The 17804-nt window shown below is 38.7% G+C and carries 15 protein-coding genes; 3 read left to right on the forward strand and 12 right to left on the reverse strand.

Features of this window, described 5'->3' with window-relative positions:
* Positions 1-66 precede the first annotated feature (66 nt).
* From QE450_RS13470 to QE450_RS13515, 10 genes are all read right to left on the reverse strand, one after another.
* On the reverse strand, positions 67-867 hold the full coding sequence (locus tag QE450_RS13470; protein ID WP_307299740.1) for a hypothetical protein: 801 nt from the start codon (positions 865-867) through the stop codon (positions 67-69).
* 47 nt (positions 868-914) lie between these two features.
* Positions 915-1334 (reverse strand): integrin alpha, encoded by a 420-nt coding sequence (locus QE450_RS13475; protein ID WP_301262782.1) that lies wholly within the window; start codon positions 1332-1334, stop codon positions 915-917.
* Between the two features lie 267 nt (positions 1335-1601).
* Positions 1602-2882: a helix-turn-helix domain-containing protein gene (locus tag QE450_RS13480; RefSeq protein WP_307299741.1), complete on the reverse strand. Its 1281-nt coding sequence runs from the start codon at positions 2880-2882 to the stop codon at positions 1602-1604.
* 129 nt (positions 2883-3011) lie between these two features.
* Positions 3012-4697: a methyl-accepting chemotaxis protein gene (locus tag QE450_RS13485; protein WP_307299742.1), complete on the reverse strand. Its 1686-nt coding sequence runs from the start codon at positions 4695-4697 to the stop codon at positions 3012-3014.
* A 189-nt stretch (positions 4698-4886) separates the two neighbouring features.
* On the reverse strand, positions 4887-6656 hold the full coding sequence (locus QE450_RS13490) for a helix-turn-helix domain-containing protein (protein WP_307299743.1): 1770 nt from the start codon (positions 6654-6656) through the stop codon (positions 4887-4889).
* A gap of 58 nt (positions 6657-6714) precedes the next feature.
* Positions 6715-7983, reverse strand: coding sequence for an amidohydrolase (locus QE450_RS13495; RefSeq protein ID WP_307299744.1), 1269 nt, complete (start codon positions 7981-7983; stop codon positions 6715-6717).
* Positions 7984-7987: 4 nt separating this feature from the next.
* Positions 7988-8707 carry a DUF1028 domain-containing protein gene (locus tag QE450_RS13500; protein WP_301262777.1) on the reverse strand — a complete coding sequence of 240 codons (720 nt, stop codon included), beginning with the start codon at positions 8705-8707 and terminating at the stop codon, positions 7988-7990.
* 29 nt (positions 8708-8736) lie between these two features.
* Positions 8737-9567, reverse strand: a complete 831-nt coding sequence (locus tag QE450_RS13505; protein ID WP_307299745.1) for an ABC transporter permease — start codon at positions 9565-9567, stop codon at positions 8737-8739.
* A 12-nt stretch (positions 9568-9579) separates the two neighbouring features.
* Positions 9580-10521, reverse strand: coding sequence for an ABC transporter permease (locus QE450_RS13510; RefSeq protein WP_307299746.1), 942 nt, complete (start codon positions 10519-10521; stop codon positions 9580-9582).
* A gap of 135 nt (positions 10522-10656) precedes the next feature.
* Positions 10657-12213, reverse strand: coding sequence for an ABC transporter substrate-binding protein (locus tag QE450_RS13515; RefSeq protein ID WP_273613260.1), 1557 nt, complete (start codon positions 12211-12213; stop codon positions 10657-10659).
* Between the two features lie 393 nt (positions 12214-12606).
* On the opposite strand from QE450_RS13515, the gene QE450_RS13520 reads away from it, so the two are divergent.
* Together QE450_RS13520 and QE450_RS13525 are read left to right on the forward strand one after the other, a co-directional pair.
* Positions 12607-12930 carry a DUF3817 domain-containing protein gene (locus QE450_RS13520; protein ID WP_273613261.1) on the forward strand — a complete coding sequence of 108 codons (324 nt, stop codon included), beginning with the start codon at positions 12607-12609 and terminating at the stop codon, positions 12928-12930.
* Between the two features lie 167 nt (positions 12931-13097).
* The gene (locus QE450_RS13525; RefSeq protein ID WP_307299749.1) at positions 13098-14405 is read left to right on the forward strand and encodes an MFS transporter; all 1308 of its coding nucleotides are present in this window, start codon (positions 13098-13100) and stop codon (positions 14403-14405) included.
* On the opposite strand, the gene QE450_RS13530 is transcribed toward QE450_RS13525, so the two are convergent.
* A complete protein-coding gene (locus QE450_RS13530; RefSeq protein WP_273613264.1) occupies positions 14373-14606 on the reverse strand; it encodes a hypothetical protein in 234 nt (77 codons plus the stop codon). The two genes, QE450_RS13525 and QE450_RS13530, sit on opposite strands and share 33 nt — an antisense overlap.
* A 330-nt stretch (positions 14607-14936) precedes the next feature.
* On the opposite strand from QE450_RS13530, the gene dctA reads away from it, so the two are divergent.
* Positions 14937-16304, forward strand: a complete 1368-nt coding sequence (dctA, locus tag QE450_RS13535; protein WP_307299752.1) for a C4-dicarboxylate transporter DctA — start codon at positions 14937-14939, stop codon at positions 16302-16304.
* Positions 16305-16439: 135 nt separating this feature from the next.
* Here dctA and QE450_RS13540 read toward each other — a convergent pair whose 3' ends face one another.
* Positions 16440-17468 (reverse strand): Gfo/Idh/MocA family protein, encoded by a 1029-nt coding sequence (locus tag QE450_RS13540; RefSeq protein WP_273613267.1) that lies wholly within the window; start codon positions 17466-17468, stop codon positions 16440-16442.
* Positions 17469-17804 lie beyond the last annotated feature (336 nt).

Consider the following 17804-nt stretch of genomic DNA (forward strand, 5'->3'; position numbering starts at 1 on the left):
ATAGGATGTGCTTTTTGTGTATAACTATAGTATAAGGATCAAAATGATCTACATCTCTTCTACCTCTCATCGCGTAGCTCCAAATATATGTTGTAGATCAGCAGACTCCGATTGTAGTGATAGCACTAATTGAGATGGATCTTCAGGCAAATAGATAACACGAATAATCTGTCCTTGTTGAACTTGAGCTAAACTGCTTTTAAAAATTTCTTTTTGCACATTTACAGTTAATGTCTCTCCCGATGGTTGAGTTATACTAAGTGTAAGTTGAAGACTTATTTTATGTGCATCGATATCTCCTAAAGGTACAACATCGATTATTTTAGCGTACGCTTGTTGACCCTGTGTAGCGATATTCATCATTTCTGGTGATACGCCTTGTTTGATCATTTGCTCATTTAATAATTGCTGTGCTTCTGCTTGCGAGACCTGCCCTTTCCAATCGATTCCTACTTTAGATGGATCTTTAGGAGAAACGAGTAACGGAATCAGTGCACCTGGTTGAAATTGAGCCAACGATGTAAGCGGCACTACAGCTCGCAATTCAGCAGGATATGAATCTTCACCCTGACAGGTCACAATCACTTTACACTGAATTTGCGGTTGCTCATTGATATAAGTACCTGTTTGTTGAATAGACTCAATAAGACCAACTGCGGACTTGCCAGATTTGACAGTTTTGAGACTGAATACTGTAGAAAGAATCGTGGGTATAAAAATAAGCGCAATTCCAATATAAAGCAAAGGATGATACCACGGTTGATCTATGAATTCTAGCACATCGCCCCCTGTTATATTCAAGTACATCGGTAGTCCCCATACAAGTGCTATACATAGTATACCTATTGTTAGCAGAATTTTTTTCATTATTATGGCTCCTTATTTGTTCAAATGGTTGTTTGTTTGGTTGTTAATTATGAAGAAGATATGATTCCCATATAAATAAAATTAGCAGGTGAAGATGGATGAATGCCTAATCCTATATGATCACCCGGACGTGGAATATGCATTTTAGATACCATTGTTTCTAATGTTTTCTGATATCGGGTTCCATTGTTCTCAGTCACATCTAAGACCAGAATAATAATAGGATCAAAATTTACTAACTTGCCTGTATCTTTTACAGAGATAACCTGTGCAGTAGCAGTGATCGGAATTTGTCCACTTGCAGAGGATTGGGCTTGGCGTGCCATCTCTAGGCTAGCATTTATCTGATCTCGCTGTTCTTTAGGAACTATACTTTTCATAATTAATCCGCTTAATCCTTTGTTCATAGCTTGATCTGCTTGCTCCATATGATCTTGCTCTTTTTTATTTCGTTTAAAAAATCCCATAAGTGTATGCTCCTTCTGTTCAGGTATATTGTGGTTCTGCTTTTATTATATAAATGCTTTTGGTACACAACAATAGATACAGGCACATACAAAAAAAGCAGACAAATCGTCTGCTTAATCTAGCTTTTCTATCAAAATAGGGTTCGTTTCAGTAAATATTCGCAAACAATACGTACAAATCTTTGCTTTAATTCTTTTTCACACCTAGATATTTGTAAATTAATCAATACTTTTATCTAAATAATATAGATATATGAGCCAACAATATTAATAAGTACGTAACAAATAGACTAATTTTCGATAATACTGAGCAGCTTCTTTGTATCGTCGCTGATCTTCTGATACAACTGCTAAAGCTTCATATAATATACTGAGTCGGGTAGATTGATGGATTGATTCAAAGTAAGGCAAACACACCAAAGCTTTTTCAATAAACAGTTCCGACTGTCCTTGAGACAAAGCTATCTGACTTTCATAAAATGTAACAGCCATCTGCTGATCCTGATGAAGAGTGAGCGTATTCAATTGTTCGATATGATTTATTACGGATGCCCAATCTTTGGTCGCAAGTGCTATCTCACAACGATAAATAAGTAACACAGGCCACATATTTTGCTTTGTTTCTTCAGACTGATGATCCACCATCGCTTCAAATCGTAGAATCTCTGCTTCTGCCTGTTCTAGTTGCTCTGTCATGGTTAACATCATAATCCGATTATTCATAATCATACTTAACATATCACTTTGATGTTCTGCATAGACGAGATGAGCTTCTGCCATAGAGAGAGCAGTTAGCGATTCTTGTATAAATTTCATCGAAAAACAGTAACCACTATAGATGATATACAGACCGGATAATCGGTGAAACCATCGCTGTTCATACACTTGCTTCATAATTTGTTCAAAGATTTTTTTCGCTTCTTCAAACTGCTTGGTATGTACATATGCTTCCATCCGAATATGTTGCGCTGTAAGCCATGTTTCACTACCGGTCTGAAGCAATGCAATCCAGCGTTCTACTTGATGCAGAACATCGTAATATTGATGCTTGGAGCGGAAATGTTGAATTTTATAAAATAACAACGCTTTGAGTAATGGAATAGGCAACAGAATATCGTCCGGTCGTCCAAACTTATCCAGATAAAAATTCAAATACGATTGATGCAAATAGTCGTACGCATCATGATCATTCAATTGTTGAAAATAGGTCGCTTTCATCAAAGCCGTTGTTAATTCTATCGTTAAAGTATTATCACGATCAGGCAGATCATTTACTTCTTGCTCAGGAATACTAGAAGCTTGCATCGATAATCGTTCAAAAATCTGTTCAGCACGTTGTAATGTCTCCAGATCATCAGCTGCTGCCCGTTCCAAATACACCTTACTCACACCCAGACGTTCAGCAATCTGCTCTGCCAAATCTTCTGGTAGTGGATAACGTTCTGCTAAAATATTGGCAAAATGAGCTTGAGTGACTAATCCTTCCACCAGGTCTTTACGAGTAATCTCCTTTTTTTTGCACAAATAATCAATACGTTCTTTTAGCATAATATAACCTCCTTGAACGATTGTTGTAGACATGTAGCTACTGCTCATTGTAATCAAAAACAACCTGACGGTCATCTATTCTGTTGGTTTATGCACAGAATAAGTGATCATCAGGTTGTCAGAAATAGATTATATTTTGAAGCGACTTACTAATGCTTGTAAATCTTCGGCAAGGCTTGTTAAAGCGACAGCAGAATGTAAAACTTCTTCACTAGAAGCTAATTGCTGTTCGGTTGCCGCTGCAATTTCCTGTGTGCTATCTGATATTTCTTGCGTGCCTTTAGTCATCGTTTGCATAGAATCGGCAGAGTTTGCAAACGAATCGTTAACATGTGAAGCATTGGAAGCAATACTTTCAGTTTTGGTAGAAATTTCTTCAACAGCACGTAAAATATCATGGAATTGCTGTACTGTTGCTTTGGTCATTTGATTACCTGTTGCTACATCTGTTTGAACAGTTTGAATAGCTGACATCGTAGATTGAGTTTCTAACTGAATATGACTGACCAGTTCTTTGATTTGTTTACCTGCATTAGCTGATTGTTCTGCTAATTTTCTAACTTCTTCTGCAACGACTGCGAATCCACGTCCATGTTCTCCAGAACGAGCTGCTTCTATAGAAGCATTTAAAGCAAGCAAGTTCGTTTGAGAAGAAATTTCATTGATTAGGGTAGTAACTGTATCTATCTTAGTCGCATGTCCTGCCAGTACGCTAACACTTTGATCTGCACGAGACACTGAACTTTGGATAGACGTCATTTGCTCGCCTACACGTTCTATAGACTCTGTTCCTTTTTCAGACTGCTGTTTCATCAATTGAGAGAAGTTCACCATCTGAGCTGTATTATCTGAAATTTCAGACAATTTGTGGAATGAATTTTGTAAAGATGTAGATTGATACCCTAGTTGTTTGGCTTGTCCACCTGTCTGATCTGCAATCACTTGCATCGATTCAGCAACCTGTTGAGAGGTAGACTTGGATTGCTCTGCACTGGCTGAAAACTCTTCTGCTGAAGCTGCAACCATATCAGATGATACCCCGATCTGGCTAACAATCGAATGTAATGTAGCTACAAAAAGATTAAAACTAGAAGCCAATGTACCAAATTCATCTTTTTGCTTCAAATCAATCGTTTGAGTCAAGTCTGCTTCACCTTGAGCAATCTCTAACATTTGACGATTTAATAGATGCAACGGTTTGAGAATAGCACGTAATAAAAGAATACCTAGAATAACGCCTATTACAGACGAAACGATAATGACAACGACAATAACGACTTTACTGATATGTGCTTGTTTTTCGTTTTGCGCTTGTAATTGAGCTACTTCTTGATCCAGTTTGGTAATCACATCATTGACTACTGGTGTTAATGCTGTTTTGCGTAGTGTACGTTCTTCGCCGAAATGATATTGACTAGCAGCGGTAGGATTTTCGCTTTGTAATTTGACAACATTGGCATTTAAATCTACGACTTTAGCAAAAGTGGTACTGATGTTTTGCAAAGACGTTTTATAAGGTGCACCTGCGGATGATTGTTGTAACAACTGTAATATATTATTAATTTCAGTGATCTTTTTCTGCATCTCAGGTACGTATTCTTGTTCACCTGTAAGTAAGTAACCACGTTCATCATTTGAAAGTCCTGCTAATCTAAAATCGATTTGTTTCATATTTTTTTGCATTTCCATTTTCGATTGCAATAGAGCACTCTGTTCAATCGTATTAGAGATGGTGACATAAGATAATATCCCGCTCCCTAAAATAGTAAAAATCAATAAACTGATGGTGGTAATTAATCGTGTTCTGACTGTCATGGTGTATCTGCCTCCGGTATATTCTTGTATAAAAATATTAGTAAATAAGACCTAATAATATTATCGAATTTTGTCGTATTATGTATTAGCTTTTTTCGAAAATTTTACACTGCGTTAACAAATCAAAAAAACTTTATCTCTGGTATGATAAAGTTTCGTGTTTATTTTATATTTTTTTCTGTATTGCGGTTATTCTTCATACAAATATAAGTAAATCTGACATGCCATTCGTACGTTAAACCACTCATCTCCATGATCAAAAGAATAACCTAATAATTCTTGAATCCGTCCAAGACGATAATACAGCGTATTATGATGAATATTTAACGATTGAGTAGTATTTTTAAGATTACGATCATATTTTACAAATGAGACTAGCGTGATCATTAGATTGGCTTTTTTTTGCTGATCATATTGAATAATTGGTTCTAATACATCATTCAAATACTCTTCTAACTCTTCACGCGATTGTTGCATAAAAAAGCGAATCACACCTAGATCGCCAAAATAAATCAATCGCTGTTGATTGCCTTCTTTGAGCAATAATTGCATACATTGTTCTGCATCTTTGTAAGACCGACTCACTTTATCTAACCCTTGATACATTCTACCGATACCCGATGACAATTGACGATCTCGGCGGAGCTCTCGTAACAATAATTGAAATTGGGATTGACGTTCTTCTTTATTTAGATGTCCTGCAATATTAACAATAATAATCGTATGATGATGCCGTTCAACCAATAGATAATGGATATGTAGCTGACTCATAATAGATTCAAACGAATGTCGCGCAGTCACTGACAGGGGTTGCATTAACATCACTGCATAATGATCTTCCTGTTCAAATCCAAGTACACGAGCTTGTTCTTGTAAAGACATATTCATTTCACCCGATAGAATACTTTCGAAAAAAACATCTTTGGCACGCATTTGAGATTGTTGAACGGCTTCTTTTTTCACCCAATCTAGCGCAAGCACAGTAGCGCTGTATTCAAAAATCATTTTATTGGTACTCATAACTTCCTGACTTCCTGTCCATGCACACAAATAACCGAGCAACCGATCAGTGCCAACAATCGGAGTAACAATAATAGATTGAGAATTATCTTCTTCCAGTACAATTCGTTGCCACTTTTTGCTACGTTGTACCCACTGCATCGCAGGATGTTGCAGAAATTGATCGGGTAAATGAGGGGTCACTTCAGCAGGTAAATAATCAATCGGTGTGAGTAATAGATCAAATACAGCGATAGGCATTTTGACATTGCGATATAAAGCAGACAAAATTTCAGGCGTTCCATATCCTTTGGCCGCTAAGTTGTTAATCTGATTATGAAAATCCATTGTAATTTGCAAACGTTCATGTTCTTGACGTAAAGCATCGTGAGTCAAAAATAATTCATGATTCTGCTCTTGCACCTGTCGAAATAAACGATGATGTTCAATCGCTATCGTTGCCAGATCACAATAGATTTGTAACGTTTGAAGATCATGTTCGGTCAAAGCTTGTGAATCAGTAAAATTATCAAGCGTTATTACTCCTATACAACGATTATCAGATAATAAAGGTACTGAAATGCAACAGCAAGGAGTTTCCCCTTGAGTAGATGATTCTACATAATATTTGTAATTAAAAGCGCTCATATTATCCATAGCGCTTTGTAGTTCAGAAGGATTGTTGATTCGAATAGGCATACGTTCTGCAAAAACTTTGCCTGATATCCCTTCACCTGAAGACAATCGAGTCATCGTCATCACTGCCGGAAGATAGCCGACCGTAGCTTGAATAATCAACTTATTAATTAACGGATCATGCAAAAATAAAAATCCTGCCCCTGCGGCTGGAATACTATCTATCGCTGTCTGCAGAATCAGTTGAAGCATCTGTTCTTCATGAACAGGAGACATAATCGTCTTCATGAAGCGCATCAGAGAATGAATCGGTGGATGCTCCATCGGTTACGCCTCCTTTAAGTTCATTTTGTGCTATAGATTACAAGTAATTGTTGTGTATCTATACGGGTGATCCAGACTGTTCAAATGTAATCTGTCCACCTGCAATTGTGAATGCCACTTCGCCGGAATCGGTTAATGGATGCGTATTCCAGATCACAACATCTGCATCTTTGCCTACTTGTAATGAACCTGTAGAATCTGCTAGATGCAAATGACGAGCAGCTTGAATCGTCAACGCTTCCCATGCCGCATCTAGTGGTAATCCTGCTTGAATAGCCATTTTGGCTGACGTTGGCAAATATTGAATAGGTAATACAGGATGATCAGTTGTGATCGATATTGGCACTCCAGCTTGGTACAAAGCAGGATACGTTTCCCACGAAAGGTTACGCAATTCTACTTTACTACGTGCAGATAACGTAGGCCCTATACTGCAATAGCGACCAGATGTTGCTAATTCTTTGGCGATTTTGATCCCATCCGTTGTATGTTCAATCGTAAGATCTAATTCAAATTCATCTCCTAATCGCAGTGCTGTAGCGATATCATCGGCACGATGTGCATGAAAGCGAACAGGGATTTTCTTTTCTAATGCAAGCGCTAAAGCTTCCATGCGTAAATTACGTGGCAATGTTGGTATCGATTGTTCTGTCTCTATCGATTGCCGCTCTGCTAAGTAATGTTGAGCCTGTACTAATTGTTCACGAATAATACCAGCTATCCCCATACGAGTCAATGGGGCTCGTCCACTCGCTACGCCATGATATTTTTTAGGGTTTTCGCCTAATGCCATTTTAAGACCGGACGGATGTAGTACTAACATCTGCTCTACGGTTGAGCCTGGAAGTACTTTGAGACAACACATTAAACCTCCAATCACATTAGCACTACCCGGTAACACTTGAACGGTAGTCACCCCTGTTCTAGCGGCATCAATAAACCCATCATCATAAGGATTGATTCCATCTAAGGCGCGCAGATGAGGAGTCACCGCTTCAGATGTCTCATTATAATCTGCACCTTCCCACCCGATACCTTGTTCATCTATACCGATATGAGTATGAGGATCGATCAACCCGGGCGAGACTAAGCGATGGTGTGCATCAATAATTCGAGTATTGGATACATTGCTCACTTGTTGTTTGTACCATTCCCATTCAGTTGTATCGCCTAAGCCTGCAATTTTATCATCTACGATATGAATCCAACCTTCATTTATCGTTGTTCCCTCCATCGTTAACAGAGTTGCATTGGTAATCAGGATAGAGGATGTGTTCAAAAGAGATGGTGTAGTAAAAGAAGGATCATGTTCTGGAAAATAACTCATCGACTCAACCTTTCTTTTCGAGTGGAATGCCTTTCATAACGGTGTCCACCCAGTCGTAGTATTGTTCAATTAGTACTGACCGATTGCTGTAATAAATTCTTTCTAATTCAAGAATAGGCTCAGGATGATCATCTACACGAAAATCGACATAAGGAAAACCAGGCGTAGCCGCTACTTTGAGCACGGATGCTTGCTTGCCACGACGATCTCCACCAGCATCTGAACCTGCTTTGAGAGCAGCAAGTAGACGCTCTGCTAGTTCAATATCTGTACTTTGTTCAAAAGCTTGCTTCATAGCAGGCAAAACATCTTCATTTGCAAGCAGATTGCCAGATAAACAAAATTGATCACCGATCAAGTGCCCTTTGACATCATCATTCTCACTACCTGTAAAAGCAGCACAATGACCAAACCGATCCATCACAGCAACCTGTCTCAAATCCCGGCCTGGATCTTCCATGAGTAGATCATCTAACACTTTATTAGCGGTAAGCCCCTGTCGTAGCAATTCAATACCACGAGGTCCAAGTGCTGGATTCATCCACCCTTGCGTAGCTACCACACCATATTCAGGATCAACACAAGGAGAAAATGCGCCGACACCGGGAAATTTAGAAGCCGCCGCCGCACCAAACCGCTTTGTTTGGGGACAACGGGCAATAATAGCAAAGGTATTACATTTAAAATCAGCTAAAGGTCGATCTGTCGGATAAAAGATAGGCATCACACACCACTCCTTTCTTCTAAGATGATTTAATGTTTATTGGATTTGGGATCAAGAACATCTCGTAGACCATCTCCCAAAATATTAAAGCTTAATACAGCTATCGTAATCGCCAGACCCGGGAATACAGCAATCCACCAAGCAGATTCCATCCAGTCTTTGCCTTCATTCAGCATCGTTCCCCATGATGGGGTATCTGGCTCTGCACCCAGTCCTAGAAAGCTAAGTGCTGCTTCTGCTAGAATAGCGAATGCAAAAGATAAAGTAATCTGTACAATAAGTGGAGCCATAATATTAGGCAATACATGCTTGAGCATGATTCGAATATGTCCTACACCGATTGAACGAGCGGCTTCGATATAAAGAGAGCTTTTAATCGACAATACAGCGCTACGAGCAATACGTGCAAATATCGGTGTATAGACAATACCGATAGCGATCATCAGGTTTGTTATACTTGCACCTAGAATCGCCATAATGGATAAAGCTAACAAAATATCAGGAATCGAAAATAGAACATCAGTGATACGTGAAATGATAGCATCGACCCATTTGCCAAAATAACCTGCAAGAATTCCCATCGTTGCTCCGATAAGCAAAGCAACCCCTACAGCAATAACACCTACTCGCAATGATATCCTTGCTCCATAAATAATGCGAGAAAGAATATCGCGTCCTAACTGATCTGTACCTAGCCAGTGATGAATACTAGGCTTGCCTAACATTTCGCTTCCCAGTGCATACGGATCGAATGGAGCTACCCAGCCTGCACCACATGCGATCAGTACAAAAAAACTAATACATAGGAGGCCCATCATGGCGAGTTTGTTTTTGCTAAAACGATACCAAATCTCTTTCATTCAGAGCTCCTCCTAATAACGAATTTTGGGATTTAAGATCGAATACAGAATATCAACAATCAGATTAATGACTACAAAACAAAAACCTACAAATAATATCGTTCCTTGCATCAATGCGTAATCTCGATTCGTAATCGCTTGAAGTGCTAATCGTCCAATTCCGGGTAACGAAAAGATTTGCTCAATAACGACAGAGCCACCGATCAAATAACCAATCTGGATACCGAGTACTGTAATGATCGGAATCATCGCATTTTTGAGTGCATGTCTTATTAATATTCGCAAAGGTGACATTCCTTTGGCACGAGCCATTTTCATATAATCTTCACTCAATACTTCAAGCATAGTTGAACGTGTCATCCGCATAACTACAGCAGATACCGCTGCACCAAGTGCAATACCTGGCATCCACATATGATGTAAGTTTTCGAGTGGATTTTCCCCAAATGAGATATACCCGCTGGAAGGAGCCCAACCTAACTTCAATGCAAATAATAAAATAAAGATCGTTCCTAACCAGAATCCTGGAATCGAAATTCCTAATAGCCCTACAACAGTTGCCATATAATCCGGTAGTCGGTTATGACGATAAGCTGCCCATATGCCCAGTGGAATTCCTATAAGACTGGCAATCAATACACTGATCAATGTTAATTCTAGGGTGACGGGTAACCGTTCGATAATCGATTGCATTACCGAATCTCCGCTAAATGAAGAACGTCCTAGATCGCCACGTAGTACATTGCCAATCCAGATCAGATATTGTACATAAAGAGGCTTATCAAGCCCATAATAAGCTTTCAATTGTACTGCTTGTTCTTCACTATAACGTGTTCCCAATAGAGCAGTAACCGTATCTCCGGGCACTAACCGAATCATCAAAAAAGTAACGATAGAAATTCCGAATAACACAGGGATAGAAACCAGAATCCGCCGGACAATATACTTCAACATCTTATCCCTCCTTTAACCAAACAGGAACTGATAAGGACAAGCCTGTCAGTTCCTTTGTTCATCTCTAATATTTACAGTTCACACGATATACGCATATCTTTTGTATAGATAGATCATTGTGTTCTATATTTCGATTTACTGGACTTTGGTTTGTTTTAAGAAAATAGAAGTTACTGTTGGTTCTACGATAAAGCCTGTGACATTATTACGATAAGCGGCTGCACGTTCATTCATATACAAGAATACCATCGGAGCTTCATCGGCTACTGTAGTCTCGATTTGTTTGTAAATGTCTTTACGTGCTGCTTCATCCGCAGTTGTGCGGCCTTTTTCGAGTAAAGCATCTACTTCTGGATTAGAGTAACCTTGTTGGTTATACGCTTCACCTGTATGGAATAGGTTATACGTATATTCATCTGGATCAACAAATCCTTGCCAGCCGACTACTGCCATCTGGAAATCCCCTTTACCTAAAGCATCAAAAAAGACGCTAGATTCTTGAGATTCCACTTTGACTGTAATCCCCACTTCAGCTAATTGTTGCTTAATCACTTGCGCGGCTTGTACCTGATAATCATATTCAGAACCAACTTTAAGTGTAAGCGAAATAGCTGGACTTCCTGCAGCTTGTAATAATTGTTTGGCTTTTTCTACATTCCGCTGAGCATATGGATGAATATCAGGGTATGCCCAGTGATTTGGAGGAATATTTCCACCATCAAGCACAGTCGCTTTACCCAACTTCACCAGTTGATTGATCTGATTGCGATCTACCGCATTGGCAATCGCTTGACGAACACGAACATCACGTAGTGCAGGGTCTTTAACATTCAGACCAATATATTCCCAGAAAGTACCCGGTTCTGACTTCAAAGTTATTCCTTCTACATTTTCTAATACTTTATTTTCTTTTTCTGTCGTTTCCAAAATTAGATCAATCTCATTATTACGAAGAGCGGTTGTACGAGCAGTTGCATCTGCAATAGGCTTGAAATCGACCTCATCCAAATAAGGTAACCCTTTTTCATAATAATCAGGATTTTTTTTCAATGTTAGCTGTTGATCTTTTTCCCATTTGACCAATTCGAAAGGCCCTGTTCCTGCATCCACATTATCCAGACTATTGTTGTTTGCTTTTACAATATCACTATCTACAATGCCATTCATCGGGTTCGCTAGGTAAGTAAGAAAAGGAGCCATCGGCTGTTTTAAATGAAATACAACTGTATATGGATCTGTTGCATCTATACTTTTGACAGCGGTAAATTGATTCGCTCGTACTCCTTTATCAATAATTCGTTCTATGGAATATTTCACATCGGCTGAAGTCATTTCTTTACCAGAACCATGAAACTTCACTCCTTGATGTAGATTAAATGTGTAGGTGAGTAGATCATCCGAAATCGTATACGATTCAGCAAGTCCCGGTTCAATTTCACCGTATTTGCCATTGTATTGCATTAATGTACTATACATATTTTCGATATAATGCATTGAACCTGCATCTGTAGCAGTATGAGGATCAAGCGTTTTGCCATCAGATTGTACTGCTACTCTAATCACATTCGATGCTGTAGATTGACCAGTTGTTGTTGAAGAGGTTGTGGTTTGTGTTGTATTTGGAGCTGAACTAGAACAAGCTGTCAACATAATTAACATTGCAATCAAAATTCCGCCTGTTATCTTTCTCAATATACTCACCTCATCTATAAATTGTTATATTTGATGTTTTTCATGTTAACAATGTTTACTTTTTAAACATACGTTAAATCTACCAAAATCGAAGAGCACTAATTGGTATAATTCCCAAACAAACTATTGACCATTGTCCAAATAATTCGATTCAACTACCAAAACCTATGTATTTTTATCCAATATCATCTGTTGAATAAGTACTACAATTAAAGAAATAACGATTTTTGTCTATAATCGTTTGTCAGCTAAGTTATCATAAACATAAACTACGTATATAGTTTCTTATAAATAGGCACTTTCGATATTTTGTAACTTTTAATTATACTTTTAGCAGAGTATTTACGTTATATTTGAATTATTAAAATTGTAATAAAGGAGATTGTACTTATTATGATCAAAAATGCTCTAAGTATGTTACGTGTGATTGGTAACGTGGAAGCGGTATCTTATCTTGCGCTAGTGCTGATTGCGATGCCTCTTAAATATTTTGCGGATATGCCTCTTGCAGTAACTTATGTAGGAATGATTCACGGGGTATTATTTGTAGCTTATGTAGCAGCGATTGGATTGACTTTGATTTTGCGTAAAATATCATTCAAACAAGCTGTATTGGGATTAATCGCTTCTGTTCTTCCGTTTGGACCATTTGTATTTGATCGTTACTTGCATCGCCAACATCAACGTGATGCGGTAGAACAGACTCAAATTTCTTAATTGTTGACAGATCATCAGGAGTGAATATACATAAAAAGAGATAGATTAGCTTTATTGTGGCAAAGACAATTCTTTTGAGAGAATTGTCTTTTTTGTATAGTATTGTATATAGAAGAGCAATGAACTTAAATACAAAGATAACGATTTGCACAAAGGAGACATGTATAATGCAACTGGAGCAAGAACATCAAGACTCTGCATTAAGACGCTTTCTTTCACCTGTACGTCAATCTAAAGCATTTACATATCTCTGGTTAGGTCAATTGATAGCCATGTTAGGTAGTTCGGTTACTATGATTATTTTGCCGATTCTAGTCTACAGCTTAACCGGTTCTTCTACTATTATGGGGCTTGCGATGACAATCTATATGTTGCCGATCGTCATTATTTTACCGATATCCGGTTGGATTGTAGATCATACTGATCGTGTACGCTTGATTTTACTGACCAATAGCGTCCGGTTTGTTTTGATGCTTAGTGGAGCAATATTGATTTTTACAGATCATCTGTCTTTACCTGTATTGTATGTAGGACTTGCACTATATGGATTGATGGAAGGAATATTCCAACCTGCGTATTCTGCGTTGCGTGCTGAAATATTTACACCTGATATTCGAAATGCGGCGAATGCTCTCACTCAAGTCAGTATTCAATTTGTACGTTTATTAGGCCCGACTTTGGGAGGAATCCTTGTTACAGTAGCTTCTCCGGGAAGCGGATTTGCACTCGATTCCCTTACATATTTGTTCTCATTGCTTTGTTTTACATTACTTAGTAAGCACTTTATATCCGCACGTCAGCAACAACGGGCAAATCAACAGACTGTCGCCAATGCAGACCCTACTAATTCTCTATCTGTAGCAACCAAAACATCGGTCTGGCAAGAATTTACCGCCGGGTTTGTGATTTTGAAAAAACAACCCTGGTTGTGGATTACAATTGTTATTTTCTCATTACTGAATATCTGTTATGTCGGTATTACGAGCGTTCTGATTCCATGGCTTTTCAAAATTCATCATCAGTTAGATCCTGTTGTCTATGGACTGGCTATGACATCTGCTGGAGTGGGCGCTATTATCGGGGCAGTCTTATTTGGTAGTCGAAAGCACTGGCGCAAACGAGGTTGGATTGGTTATGGTGGAGCATTGTTAAGCGGAATCGCTTTATTTTTATTATCTGTGATTACATGGCCACCAGGTATGGTGATGATTATGGCTCTGGAAGGATTCGGTTTGATGATGTTTGCTCTAGTCTGGGAGACCAGTCTGCAAGAGTTAGTCCCTGTAGAAAGCTTTGGTCGGGTAGCTAGTCTGGATATGTTTGGTTCGTTCGCTTTTTTACCAATTGGATTTCTATTGATTGGTTGGTTAGCAGATCAGATTGGAGGCATAATAACGATTAGTTTATTTTCGGGGATTGGGATGTTACTGGTGATTATCGGGTTATGCGTACCTGCGATCAGACGATTCGACTAAAAGGCATAAAAAAGAAGCATCATCGTGTGTGATATGCTTCTTGTGTTTTACTTTTTGTAATCGTTCTTGTTTGGTAGAAGTTATACGAGTATGTTGTGAGATTGCCGCATAATCTTCGTTGGCTTTGCGACTATACTCTGGAATCCAACTGCCACTGCGTTTAGCTTTACGAATAGCTTTTTGAGTCTGTGTACGTGCCATAAAATCATTCACTCTCCTGAATATAAATAATATCGTTCTTTATGAGTATACCATATTTCTCCAAATAGAATAAATAGTTGAATAAGCGAATAATATGTTACTTATTATCACATATTATTCGCTTATTTTTGTTTAAAACTCAAAATTTGTCGTTCTGAATTGTGAAATATACAAAAAGGATAAAATCTATAGTAACCCCTTTATTCAAATGTTATAAAATGCTACATAAGATAATTGCAGATTGATAACAACAACCCCTATCATATGATTACTTTTTTATGCAATGATCACGTATCGTAGCCAAGCATTTGAATATCAAGGAGGTTTATTATGAATTTTTTTAAATCGTTGTTTTTTCAAATTATTGTAGCTGTTGTGATCGGTATTGGTGTAGGAATAGCCTTTCCCGACTTCGGAGAGCAGTTACAACCGCTTGGAACTGGATTTATCAAACTAATCAAAATGTTAATTGCACCTTTAATCTTCTTCGTTGTGGTAGCCGGTATTGCCAAAGCAGGTGATCTCAAAGCAGTCGGTCGGATCGGTCTCAAAGCAATTCTATGGTTCGAGCTTGCTACAACCGTTGCATTAATGCTCGGTCTGGTAGCCGCTCGTGTGTTGCGTCCGGGAGATGGAATGAATATCAATGCCAGTACACTTGACCCTAATGCAGTGGCAGCCAAAACAGGCGGTGCAGAACTTCCACATACTGTTGATTTTATTCTTAATATTATTCCGACCAGTGCTGTCGATGCTTTTGCTCAAAATGCACTGCTACAAGTTCTACTACTGGCTTGTCTATTCGGCACAGCGCTGGCAGCAAGTGAAAGTAAATTAAAAGATAATGTATTAACTCTAGTCGATCAGATTATGGAACTTATTTTCAAAGTAGTCGGTTATATTATGAAATTAGCACCGTTGGGAGCGTTCGGAGCAATTGCTTATACTGTAGGTGCTTATGGCGCAGCTACTTTAGCTTCTTACGGAATGCTTATTATCGCCTGCTATCTATCGGCAATCTTATTCCTGGTATGTCTGGGACTTGCTGCATGGTGGATAACAGGAATGAATCTATTACAATTTATCAAATACACTCGTTCAGAAATTATGCTTGCAATCGGTACAGCTTCATCCGAAGTAGTGATGCCGCGTATGATGGAAAAGCTGAACAAAGCAGGTTGCGATAAAGCCGTAGTCGGATTAGTCGTACCGACAGGTTATTCGTTCAATCTTGATGGCGCTTCGATCTACTTATCATTAGCTACCGTATTCCTTGCTCAAGCTGTAGGAATCGACCTATCGTTAGGACAAGAGATTACGATCTTAGCTGTATTGATGCTTAGTTCAAAAGGAATGGCAGGTGTGCCGGGTTCAGCATTTCTAGCGTTATCTGCTACAGCAGCAGCGCTGAATGCTTTCCCTGTAGCGGTTGTAGCGCTATTGCTTGGCGCAGATCGATTTATGGATACGATGCGTGTATTTACCAATCTTATGGGTAATTGTGTAGCTGCTTTTGTGGTGGCTAAATGGGAAGGCATGTTAGATACGAAGAAAATGAAAGCTGTACTTTCAGGAGAATGGACAGAAGAAGAAAGCGAGCAGATCGCTACTACCAAACATACGAAATCACCAGAAACTATCCCTTCTCCACTTGGTCATCCATTGGCTCAATCTTATACTGTATACGATAAAACCTAATGTAGTCTGCTAATCTAGCTACGAATATATCTAGGTATTACCGTTCTCTACCACCACAGCAAAAAGCTGTTACCTTTTAGCATAGGGTAACAGCTTTTTGTTGTCATTCCACTATAGTCATTCTGGTACAACTTTTTACTTATTATCTAAAGAAATCGTTTTGTTATCCGCTTGAGATTGGAAAGCAGACAAAATCACTGATAATGATTTTTTGCCTTCTTCACCTGAAATGGATGGTGGTGTATTGGTAACGATAGATTCGATAAATGCGTCTACCACACCACTTACTTCTTGCTTCTCATTTGTGGAGATGGCTCCAACACGATATTTCTCAACAGTACCATCACGAAGCTCTACAATAACTTGATCATCAGGATCAGTACCAATTTTCATAATACCGTTCTCGCACCACAAGTAAGTACCGTTATCTTCACCACGATAAGCTGTCCAGCTCGCTACCAGTGTACCGATCGCACCGCTCTTCATACGAAGCAAGCAGATCGCATTATCATCCACATCGGTATCTTTTTTATCCAATGTGCCGATAAATGCACTCACATCCACGACTTCATCATCTAGCAACCAGCGAATCATATCTGACTTATGTACGCCTAGATCACCCATCGCACCCATGATTGCTTCATTTTTGCGGAAGAACCAGCTTTCTTTACCATCGATACTCCAGAATTCTGGACCTCCATGACTAAAAGCAGTACGGAATGTGAGAACGCGTCCCAATTTCCCTGTTTGCAATACTTCTTTCGCTTTTACATGTGGTGGCATAAGGCGTTGATTATGACCTACCATCAAGTAAACATTGTTCTTTTTCGCTGCATCAATCATAGCTTGTGCTTCTTCTTCAGACACAGCCATAGGCTTCTCAACCAATACGTGCGCGCCAGCATTAGCAGCCGCTATCGACATTTCAGCATGGAAAATATTCGGTGTGCACACGCTTACAGCATCGAACCCACCAGCTGCTAATAATTCTTTATAATCACTATATGCTTTGGCATCGAAACGTTTCGCATAACCTTCAGCACGTTCTATAATTGGATCAGCAAACGCTACCAATTCTACATTCGGATGTTCTGCATACTCTGGAATATGGCGACGTTCCGCGATACTTCCACAACCTATAACTGCTACTCTGACTTTAGTCATCGTTACATTCCTCCTGAAATATGAAGTTAAGTGTTCCACAGCTATCTTATAGTAATCCGCTCAAATTATCTACCTCTTGCGCTAAAGATTCTACATTTTCAGAGCTAAAAAACAGCTTTTTTATAGAAAACAGTTATTGTTTATCTACCATATATAGAAATAATATTATTTCACGCTCTAAATATAGGTCGAATATCCAGAGTATTTCGACAAAAAAATCTAGATATTTATTTTTAAATTTAATAATTACAACGTGTAAAAACATCAAAAAATGTAGTTCAACCCTGTTAGATAGACAACAGATTGAACTACATTTTATAATGAGCTATCTTTCTA

Origin of the sequence: Paenibacillus sp. SORGH_AS_0306, from assembly GCF_030819345.1 — a bacterium.
Classification (GTDB): domain Bacteria; phylum Bacillota; class Bacilli; order Paenibacillales; family Paenibacillaceae; genus Saccharibacillus; species Saccharibacillus kyungheensis.